Annotated in this window: 10 protein-coding genes; 6 read left to right on the forward strand and 4 right to left on the reverse strand. The window is 66.6% G+C overall.

All coding sequences use genetic code 11. The features are described from left to right. Positions 1-43: 43 nt before the first annotated feature. Together OXU42_15815 and OXU42_15820 are read right to left on the reverse strand one after the other, a co-directional pair. Positions 44-379: a hypothetical protein gene (locus OXU42_15815; GenBank protein MDE0030856.1), complete on the reverse strand. Its 336-nt coding sequence runs from the start codon at positions 377-379 to the stop codon at positions 44-46. Next, positions 376-1,305 carry a hypothetical protein gene (locus tag OXU42_15820; GenBank protein MDE0030857.1) on the reverse strand — a complete coding sequence of 310 codons (930 nt, stop codon included), beginning with the start codon at positions 1,303-1,305 and terminating at the stop codon, positions 376-378. Before OXU42_15820 ends, OXU42_15815 begins: the two co-directional genes overlap by 4 nt. Positions 1,306-1,458: 153 nt before the next feature. Here OXU42_15820 and OXU42_15825 point away from each other — a divergent pair, with 153 nt between their 5' ends. Together OXU42_15825 and OXU42_15830 are read left to right on the forward strand one after the other, a co-directional pair. Then, the gene (locus OXU42_15825) at positions 1,459-2,370 is read left to right on the forward strand and encodes a hypothetical protein (GenBank protein MDE0030858.1); all 912 of its coding nucleotides are present in this window, start codon (positions 1,459-1,461) and stop codon (positions 2,368-2,370) included. 188 nt (positions 2,371-2,558) lie between these two features. Continuing rightward, entirely contained in the window at positions 2,559-3,800 is a 1,242-nt protein-coding gene (locus OXU42_15830) for an amidohydrolase family protein (GenBank protein ID MDE0030859.1), read from the forward strand. A gap of 79 nt (positions 3,801-3,879) precedes the next feature. Here OXU42_15830 and OXU42_15835 read toward each other — a convergent pair whose 3' ends face one another. Beyond that, positions 3,880-4,740: a M23 family metallopeptidase gene (locus tag OXU42_15835; protein ID MDE0030860.1), complete on the reverse strand. Its 861-nt coding sequence runs from the start codon at positions 4,738-4,740 to the stop codon at positions 3,880-3,882. 242 nt (positions 4,741-4,982) lie between these two features. Here OXU42_15835 and OXU42_15840 point away from each other — a divergent pair, with 242 nt between their 5' ends. From OXU42_15840 to OXU42_15850, 3 genes are read left to right on the forward strand one after another with little or no spacing between them, the layout of a single operon-like run. Then, positions 4,983-5,468 (forward strand): Rieske (2Fe-2S) protein, encoded by a 486-nt coding sequence (locus OXU42_15840; GenBank protein ID MDE0030861.1) that lies wholly within the window; start codon positions 4,983-4,985, stop codon positions 5,466-5,468. Positions 5,469-5,476: 8 nt separating this feature from the next. Then, positions 5,477-6,535, forward strand: a complete 1,059-nt coding sequence (locus OXU42_15845; GenBank protein MDE0030862.1) for a cytochrome bc complex cytochrome b subunit — start codon at positions 5,477-5,479, stop codon at positions 6,533-6,535. Positions 6,536-6,560: 25 nt separating this feature from the next. After that, a complete protein-coding gene (locus OXU42_15850) occupies positions 6,561-8,156 on the forward strand; it encodes a multiheme c-type cytochrome (GenBank protein ID MDE0030863.1) in 1,596 nt (531 codons plus the stop codon). A 62-nt stretch (positions 8,157-8,218) separates the two neighbouring features. On the opposite strand, the gene OXU42_15855 is transcribed toward OXU42_15850, so the two are convergent. Then, entirely contained in the window at positions 8,219-9,529 is a 1,311-nt protein-coding gene (locus OXU42_15855) for a methyltransferase domain-containing protein (protein ID MDE0030864.1), read from the reverse strand. A gap of 294 nt (positions 9,530-9,823) precedes the next feature. Here OXU42_15855 and OXU42_15860 point away from each other — a divergent pair. Continuing rightward, positions 9,824-10,010: hypothetical protein (locus tag OXU42_15860; protein ID MDE0030865.1), on the forward strand; the 187-nt coding region annotated here is incomplete at its 3' end.

Raw genomic sequence — 10,010 nt, forward strand, 5'->3', positions numbered from 1 at the left:
CACAGCCTGGGAGCGGGTATGACGGATTCAGGTTTGGTGTCGGTTACGGCTTGACCACCTTCGCCACCGTGGTCACGAGCGTGGTCACGGCCTTCAGGTAGGCCTCGATCCGGTGGAGTCTCTCCCTTGCCCGATCGAGGGCGCGGAGGCCGCGTTCCAGCTCTTTTCCGTTATCGACGAGTTCCCCGCGGATGGCCATGACGCGCGTGTTCTCGAGCCGGCGGATGGCGAGGCAGACATCCAGCAGCGCCGTGGCCGCCGCCGTGCGCTCGGCCTCGGGAAGATCGTTTACCGCGGCAAGCCATTCGGCGGACATCATGTCCTTCCGCGCCCGGCGCAACTCGGACAGAGTCTTCCCGCGGATTTCTCCCGGCGTCATCGGGCCGCCCTCCCCGCTTGGGCGCCGAGGCGTGACACAATCTCCACGAACCCCTCGACGGTAGTGGCCAATTCGGCTTCCTGACCGGCGTCCAGGCGCCCCTCGACGGCGGCCACGTACGCCTGCCTCAGTGCGCGGACGGCCTGCTCCGCGGCCAACGCCGCTTCCACGTCAACGGGCTCCCGCAGGCTCTTCAGCCGCCGTGCCGGCCACGTCTTGGGCAGCCGCTTGGCGCTCACGTAGGGCGCCACCACCTCGTCGTTGTGAAACGCCGCCGACAGGATCTCCCGATCCGCGCGCACCTGCCGTGCCAGCGCCGTCACCAGGGCCTCCTGCAAAGCCAGCTCGCGTTCGATGGCCGGGCCGCGCGCCTCCAATTCGCGCCGCAAGGCCGCGGACCTGAACGAGGCTACCGTCATCACAACGGCGGGCTCCACCAAACCGCTTACCGAAACGTCCCCCATGCGCACCTTCTTGAGGCTCGGTGAGAGCTTTCCGAGTTCCGCCATCAACCGCTTCGCGGCGGTGCCGCTCGCCTTCGGCCCACCAGACTCCAGCAGCGCCCGCAGGGCGACGAAGTACGACCTCAACAACTCGTTGTGGCGCTTGGCGGCTTTGTAGTCCGTCATACGTTCCGCCATGACCGCGTCGAACTGTTGCAGCGCCTCCCGCCGCTGTTCCTCCGGCAGGCCATCCCGCGCTTCCACCAGCGCACGTGAATCCACCGCCATCGCGGTCTCCAACGCCCGGTCCAGCAAGGGCGGCGCCTTGGCGGCGTACGCGATGCCCGCCTTGACAACGGTGTCGAGCCGGGCCGTGTCGGCCGACGCAGTACAGCCGCCGGCCGCGAGCGCCAGGACCCACAGCCACAGCAAGCGGCTGCGGAGGGAGTCGTTGCGGAGGGTGGGTGAGCCCTTGATCCTCATGATGGGCCTCCTGACAACTCGGGACGCTGGAACGGTGAAACGGTTCGAGGACCGCACAACAGGCGGTCGCGGTTTTCTAAAACGAACGATCCATGTGTTGCACAGAACGGCCGGAATGTCTAAGGGTGACGGATGGCCGGGACACCGGGGAACATGGAGCCGGAAGCGCCGGAAGCGCGACACTCGGACAGCAATGCCCACGGCCCCACGATCGGAGCCTCGGCCGTGGTGCGCGAGTCCCTTGCGGCGCTCTTGAGACATTTCGTGCCGTTTCTGCTCCTGGCGTCGGTGGTCGGCTGGGCGGTGGGAACGGTGTTGTTTCTCACCGGGCTGGCGCCGTTTCTCGTCGTCTCGCGGACGCCGGAGTTCGCCGCCCTGTACTACCGACAGATCGCTTCCGTCGTCTTTCACGCTTTCTCGCAGGTTTCCGTGGAAGCCGTGATCGCGCTGGTGGTGTGGGCGGAACTGAACGGGCGCCGTATGACGTTGAGAGGTTCCGTGATCTCGGCCGCAAGGGCGATTCCAGGCGTTCTGGGTTGGCCGTTCTACGTGTTTGTCTCAAGGGTGTCCGCGGTCGCCATCCTGCGTGCCCTCCTCTATCTGCCGCAGCACGCTGCGGCTGTCGTCGTCCTCACCTCGGAGTTCGAACCGTCCACGAAGGGAATGCTCCTGGTCCTGACCACCGCGGGCGGTGCACTCAATGGTCTCGTCGACAGCCGGCTGCTCATGTTGATCCCGGTAGCGGCCATCGAGCGCACCGGTGTTCTCGACAGCTTCAGGCGGTGCTGGCAGTTGAGCTCGCGTCATTGGATTCGCGTACTCGCCATTATCGTTTTCGTGGCGTGCGGCGTGGCAGCACTGAAGTACACATCGAGCACTCTGCTCAAGTCCGTGGCCGGCTACCTCCGAGAGAACGACCTTGCCGTGTTGTTGTCGGTGGCGCTCCTTGCTGTAAACGCACCCATCAGAGCCTACTGGGCCATCGTTGCCACCGTCTGCTATCGGCATATTCGCGTGGCCAACGGCGATATTGCTCCTGGAGCGGCCACAGGTCACCCGACATGAACACGGAGAACGCCGGTCTGGACTGGTCCGTCGCATGCCGGCGCCTCCGTCGGCCGACTCGGCTTCGGCGTCGCGCCCGCGGTCATTGACCGTGCGTCCGCACTTGCTGTAGTCTCGACTCAGCGAAAACCGAACGGCGGACAAGGCGCGCGGGACACCGCGATCCGCCGCGACAGGGAGGAACGACCATGAAAGACGGCCTGCGTTTCGTCGACAGCGACATGCACATTCAGGAGCCGGGAAACCTGCTGGAGAAGTACCTGGATCCCGAGTTCAAGCACCGCGTGACCTGGGCGGTCGACGCCAATGGGAAGATCAGCCGGCGCACCTGGACCATCGACGGGCTTGCCACGGGCGCGGACTCCGAGTTGCAGCAGCACCGCAAGAGGGCCGCTTCCTCCAAGGCCGCGGGACCGATGATCGGCGCCGCCACCGGCGTGTTGTCGGCCTCCCGCCTCGCGGACACCGGACGCATGGACTTCGCCATCGAGCGCGGCTACGACGAGGAAGCCCAGATCATGGGCATGGAGATGGAAGGTATCGACATCGCCGTGCTCTTTCCCACGGGTGGACTGGGTCTTTTGGCACGGGACAACATGGACCCGCATCTCTCGCACGCCCTCAGCCGCGCCTACAACGACTGGATCCACGACTTCTGCCAGCACTGTCCCGAGCGCATGAAGTTCGCCGCCATGCTGCCGCTGCACGACGTGAACCTCGCGTGCCGGGAACTCAAGCGGGCGGTGCAGGAGCTCGGCGCGGTGGCCTCGTTCATCCGGCCCAACATGGTCAACGGGCACTTCTGGCACTCCAACTACTGGGAACCGCTCTACAGCCTGCACGAGGAGTTGAACGTGTCCTGGTGCTTCCATGAAGGCACGGGTGCGTGGAACTCCCACATGAACGCGCTGTACGGCGAGAACCGCTTCTATCGCCACGTGGCCAGCCACTGGATCGAGATGCAGCAGGCGCTCATCGCCATGATCATCGGCGGCGTCTTCGAGTTCCATCCCAACCTCCGAGTGGGCTACCTGGAAGCGCAGAACTCCTGGGTGCCCGGCATCCTGACGCGCATCGAGTGGGACTACGCCAACTATCACACCTCCCACGCCCCTTATCTGTCGCTGACGCCCAGGGAATACTTCCAGCGCAACTGCTGGGCCGCGGTGGAAGGCAGCGAGCCCGAGATCGCCGGCACCGCCGAGCTCATCGGCGCAGACCGGATGTGCATCTCCACCGACTACCCGCACTTCGACTCGAACTTCCCCAACGTCTCCACGAACCTGCTCAACAACGTGTCGCGGGAAATCGCCGCCGCCATCTTCATGGGCGGCGCCAGCCTGTACAACTTCAACGAGGAAGACTTCCAGAAGGCCCACGCGGCCGCCGAAACGAACCGGACGCGGCAGACGGCGGTGGGGGAAGCCTAGCGGATTGCGGCCAAGACCTCGTGCGGGAGGAGGGGGTGAAGGCGCACATGCCTTCACCCCCTTCGTGTATCGTCCGGTTTCACTTCGGCATCGGCCCCACCAGCAGCGCGGCGTCGAGGCGGCGGCCGAAGAGGTTGATGCGCCAGTCGAGATGGGGGCCGGTGGAGCGGCCGGTGGAGCCGACCTCGGCGATGGGCTGTCCCTGCTTCACGCGCTGGCCCTTCTTGACCAGGATGCGCGAGAGGTGGAGGAAGGCGGACGAGAGTCCGTGGCCGTGGTCGACGATCATGGTGCCGCCGGAGAAGTACATGTCGCGATGCACCAGGGTGACCACGCCGGCGGCGGGCGCCACCACCCTGGTGCCCTTGGGCGCGGCGATGTCGATACCGTAGTGGGGGCGCCGGGGCTCGCCGTTGAGGATGCGCTGGGAGCCGTAGACGCCGCTGATGCGGCCCTTGACCGGCCATCGGAAACCGCCCAGGAAATCGGTGCGCGGGTCGTCGACGGTACGCGCGCGCTTTACCAAGGCGACCTCCTTGCGGATGCGCACGAGATCCTTCTTGCTGGGCGTGACCTTGCTGGGCGGCAGGCCGTCGATGCGCTGGATGCGGTACTTGCGCGGCTTCACCGCCAGGCCGTAGCGCTCGCGTTTGCCGTCCGGGAACACCACCGACAGCACGGCCTTTGCCGGCGCGTCGCGGCCGAAGCCGATGAGGAACCAGCCCTCCCTGGAGACGCGCACCGGCTCGCCCTCGAACTCCACCTTGGAGCCCGGCGGCACGCGTCCGCGCACCAAGCCGCCCTGGATCCGCGGGCCGTCAAGCTGGATGCCCGGCTCGGCGGACCCCGAGGCCGCGGGCGGCCACAATGCCACGGCCAGCCACAAGCCGACGACCGCCCACGCTACGGCGAACCCTTTCCTTGATCGGACTGTTTTCATGGCACGCATCCACGTTCTCCGGTTGAGCAAGGCCCAGCCAACGCCGCATTCGCGAACCGCCGAGCAACCGCGTATTCTCCCCTCCCTATAGTGCCGGCAGGTTCGTAGCTCCACCACATATGGGGGATAGCGGATCGGGTGTCAACCAACTGCGTCGACTTGACATGGACGCCGTGCGGTGCTGCGATAATATTGGGACATGCCCAGTGGGCCAAGGGGCCCGAAGCCAAGAGAGAGGCCCGATGACACAGTCCGGCGACGGTTCCAGCGGCGGCGCCACCCGCCGCGACACGCTCGCGCTGCTCCTCATGGGCGCGGGCCTAGCCCTGAGCTATGGCCTGCTGGCCGCCGAGGGCTTCCTGTTCCTCCTGCCCCGGCGCCTCGAACCTCGGGTCCGCTGGCTCTTCGCGGGACGGCTGGACGAGTACCCTGAAGGCGCGGTGCGCGGGTTCACGGGGCTCGACGGCACGGAAATCCTCATCAAGCGCAAACCCGAAGGCGTCGAAGCGTTCAGCTCGGTGTGTCCGCACCTGGGATGCCGCGTCCACTGGGTGCCGGACCGGAAAGAGTTCTTCTGTCCCTGCCACAACGGCGTGTTCGACGGCGACGGCGTGGCGGTGTCCGGACCGCCCGCGGACGCGGGACAAAGCCTCGCGCGCGTGCCGCTTAGGGTCGACGACGCCGGCGAGGTCGTCTACATCGGCGTCAGGGACACGGGCAAGGCGTAGGGACGGCCATGGGCAAGCCATCCGTGGGCGACCGCCTCCAGGCCATGTTCCCGTTCGACTGGGAACTGCTGAGGCACGCGGGCGCCGAGCCCATCCCCCACCACCTCAAGAAATGGTGGTTCTGCCTCGGCGGCACGGTCCTCTACCTCTTCGTCGTGCAGGTGGTCACCGGCATCGCCCTGACCTTCTACTACGTGCCCTCGCCCGAGGAGGCCTACGCCAGCGTGGCCGCCATCACCCACGAGATCCGCTTCGGCTGGTTCATCCGCTCGCTCCACAAGTGGGCCGCCAACCTCATGATCATCGCGGTGATCCTGCACATGCTGCGGGTCTTCTTCACCGGCGCTTACCGCCATCCGCGGCAGCTCAACTGGTGCGTGGGCTTCCTGCTGTTGATGGCGACCCTCGCCTTCGGATTCACGGGCTACTCGCTGGTCTTCGAGCAACTGAGCTTCTGGGGCGCCACCGTGGCCGCGAACCTGGCCGAGGCGGTGCCGCTCGCCGGCCCGTGGATGGCCTGGTTCCTGCGCGGCGGCCCGGAGGTCGGCGGCGCCACGCTGACGCGCTTCTACGTCCTCCATATCGGCCTGCTGCCCACGGTCACCTTCGTACTGCTGGCGCTGCATATCCTGTTGATCCGGCTCCAGGGCGTGACGGAGCTGGAGACGACGGACCAGACCGCCAAGGCGGAGGAACGCCACTTCCCGTTCTGGCCGGACCACGCCACCACCGAGATCCTCATCGGCGTGCTGCTCATGTACCTGCTGACCATCCTGGCACTGGTCTTCCCCGCGGGCCTCGGGCCGCCGGCGGATCCCACCCAGACCCCGGACCACATCAAGCCCGAATGGTTCTTCTACTTCAGTTTCCGCCTGCTCAAGCTGACGTCGCTGCGCGTGAGCGTGGCGCTGACCGTAGCCATGGGGGTCATCGCGTTTTTCTGGCCCTTCATTGAGGAGTGGTGCCGTCGGCGCTGGCGCGTGCCCGACGGCGTCCCCGTGACGCTGGGGACCCTGGCGTTCCTGTTCTTCCTCGTGCTGACCGTATGGGAGTCGTTCGCGAGCTAGTCCGTCGCAACCAGGAGGCGTTCCCGTGAGCCTTGCATTCAAACGCTATCTCATCGCCGGTCTCTCGTTCCTCTTCCTCGCCGCGCTGCTGCTGGTGGCCTGGCAGGAGTCGCGCCGGCACCGGGTGGAAGAAGGCCGGGAGGCCGTGGTCACCGCCGCCAACCAAGCGTGCGTGACCTGCCACAAGGTGGACTCCCCGGCCATGGTCATGCAATGGGAGCAGTCCCGCCACGCCCAGTTCGGCGTGGGCTGCGTGGATTGCCATCGGGCCAACGAAGGCGAAGTCGACGCCTGGATGCACGAGGGGCGGCTGATTTCGGCGCTGGTGACGCCCACGGACTGCGCCCGCTGCCACGTGCGCGAACACCGGGAGTTCGCCCGCAGCCACCATGCGCGCGCCGGCGAGATCCTGGCCAGCCTCGACAACGTGCTGGCCGAGAAGGTGGCGGGCATGCCCGGCAACATCGCCGACGCGGTCAACGGCTGCTGGCAGTGCCACGGCAGCCTCGTCAAGTTCAAGCGGGACGCGGACGGCGCGATCCTGCGCACCGGCAAGGAGAACAAGCCGGTCATCGACCCGGACACCTGGCCCAACAGCGGCATGGGGCGGCTCAATCCCGACGGCTCCAAGGGCTCGTGCCACGCCTGCCACTCACGCCATTCGTTCCAGGCCAAGCTGGCGCGCGCCCCGGAAAACTGCGGCAAGTGCCACATGGGTCCCGACCACCCGCAGATCGAGATCTACAACGAATCGAAGCACGGCATCGCCTTCCACGCCAACCGTGCCCACATGGCGCTGGACAAGGAGGGCGAGTGGGTGCTGGGACGGGACTACGCCGCCGCGCCCACCTGCGCCACCTGCCACATCAGCAGCCACATGACGCCGCAGGGCGTGAAGAGGGGCAACAAGCACGACGTGGGCGAGCGCATAAGCTGGACGCTGCGGCCCGTGATCAGCACCAAGCTGAACCGGGTGATCTTCAAGGACGGTTACCAGGAAGACTATCCGGACACGCGGGCGCTGCCGAAGGTCGGCGACACCGTGGAAACCGTCGAGAAGGTGGTGCGCAACGAGAGGCTGGTGAACCGCACGTTGGAGCGGCGCGTGGCCCGCATCGTGACCTGGGAGCAGCGGCGGGAGAACATGAAGCAGGTCTGCCGCAACTGCCACAACGACACCTACATCGACAACTTCTACCACCAGTTCGACCAACTGGTGGTGCTGTACAACGAAAAGTTCGCCCGGCCGGCGCAGCAGATCATGAACGAGCTCAAGGCCGACGGCGTGCTCAAGGCCAACGCGCCGTTCGCGCACGACGTGCAATGGACCTTCTGGGAGCTGTGGCACCACGAGGGGCGCCGGGCGCGGCACGGCGCCAGCATGATGGGTCCGGACTACACCCACTGGCACGGCATGTACGAGGTCTCGAAGCACTTCTACTTCAAGTTCCTGCCGCACGTCATCAAGGCCGCCGCCACCAAGGGGCCGGAGATGAAGCAGAAGTACGAGCGGCGCGTCCAGGCGTTGCTGGCACGGCCCGAGAACCTGTGGCTCAAAGGCCTCAGTGCGGAGGAGGCGGAGGCGCTCCGAAAAACCTACGAGGAGCGCTACGACCAGTAGGCTTACAGAGCAAACCGCTGTAGATACCGCGCGGGTCCGGACACCTGCCGACTGCCGCGGAATCAGGGCTTGGTGCCCACCGCCGAGTGGAACGGCTGCGAGATGAAGAACTGGTTGCCGGCCGCGACGATGGCCTGACGCCACTCCTCTGCTTCCTCCGGGTCGAGCCGCACGACCATGCGTTCCTGCTGCTGGTGCAGCCGTTCGCCTGACGAGTACGTCGCCCACTGAGGCATCATGACCACACCCTCCAGGCCCGCCCGCTCCATGCGTTCGTACAGGCTCGCGTCCGCGCACCCGCCCTCCACCATGTCGCCGTACCCGGTCTGGGCCTTGAGCTTGAGGTCGGACCGGAGCGGCAGATTCACCCACCACGGCATGTCCAGGGAACGGACCACGACGGCCACCTTGCCGCCGGGCCGGGTCACCCGCACGCACTCGGCGAGCATGGCGTCGGCGTCGCCCTCCTCCATGACCGTGAACGCCAAAGTCGCGTCGAAGCCGTTGTCCGGGAAGGGCAGCGCGTGGCCGTTGGCGTTGTGCAGCTCGATGACGTCGCCGACCCCTTCCACCGCGGCCAGCTTCGCGGCCTCGCGCAACAGGTAGGCATTGATGTCCGCGCCCACGATGGGGTTGCGCTTCCCCGTATGCCGCGCGAGCCAACGCGCCACCGTGCCCGCGCCGCAACCCACCTCCAGCACCCGCTGACCGGGCTCCAGCGCCACCTCGGCCACGGCCCCGCGCACCACTCGGAGATAGCCCTCGGCGCGGGATTCCAGGAAAGCCACCATGCCCAGATGCGCGCCGCCCAAGGTGATGGTCGTGAAACGCTCTGCCAGCACCGCCAGGACCGGCTCCCACTGCGACGCCGCCAGCGCCAGCGGGAAAAGCAGCAGCGGCGGCCCCGAACCCCGGACCGTGTAGGAAACGCCCGCGACCTCGCCCTCCCCCGCCGGGAGACGCACCGCCGAAGCCGGGCTCTCCCCTTCCATGCGCGCGAGAAACTCCAGCATGGCCGGCCTCGCCTCGTCGCTGCGGTCCGCCATGATGTCCGCCCACATGGGGCTGTAGTAGTCGCGCAGCACCGTCAGCGCGGCGCCGGGCAGCTTGTCCATGGCGCCCATCAGCTCCGCCACCTCGTTGCCGCCGTCGCCCGTGACGACCATCATCCGGTCGCAATGGGGACGCACCAGTTCGATCTTCATACCCCGGGGACAGATGAGCGTCAGCGACGCCACCGCCGACGAGTGCCGTTCCAGCAACCCGCTCCAGTCCCCGGGCAGATAGGCCGCCACGTGAGCCTTGTCGATGCCCAGGTGCCGCAGCAACTCGACGACACGTTCCTCCACCGGCTGAGATTCCTGTGCTACCAACGCGTTCCTCCCTTGGGTGATGAGGGGCAGCGTTAGAGGATTTCCCAGCCGGTAGCAAGTCCGTGCCATGGGGTCGCTACGCTCGCGCCAACGGAATCCGGCCGCTGGTCGAATGACCCATCCCCACCCCTGGATTCCCGCTTTCGCGGGAATGACGGTTTCGGGACGTTGGCACGTTGAACCAGCGGCCACCTTGACCCGTTTCCCCATTCACGCCACTATGAGCAGGCGACGCGCGTGAGCGCCGGGCACCACGACCCACGAGACGCGATACAGGTTCAGTCGGGAGACATCATGAGCGACATTCACTTCATCGACACCACGCTGCGGGACGGCAACCAGAGCCTCTGGGCGCTCAACATGAAGACCGCGGCCATGGTGGAGGCGGCGGAGCAGATGGACCAGGCGGGCTTCGAGTCCATGGAGTTCTTCGTCACCAACATGTTCAAGAAGTACGTGCGCGAGCACAAGGAGAACCCGT

The organism is Deltaproteobacteria bacterium, from assembly GCA_028818775.1.
GTDB lineage: Bacteria > Desulfobacterota > Binatia > UBA9968 > JAJDTQ01 > JAJDTQ01.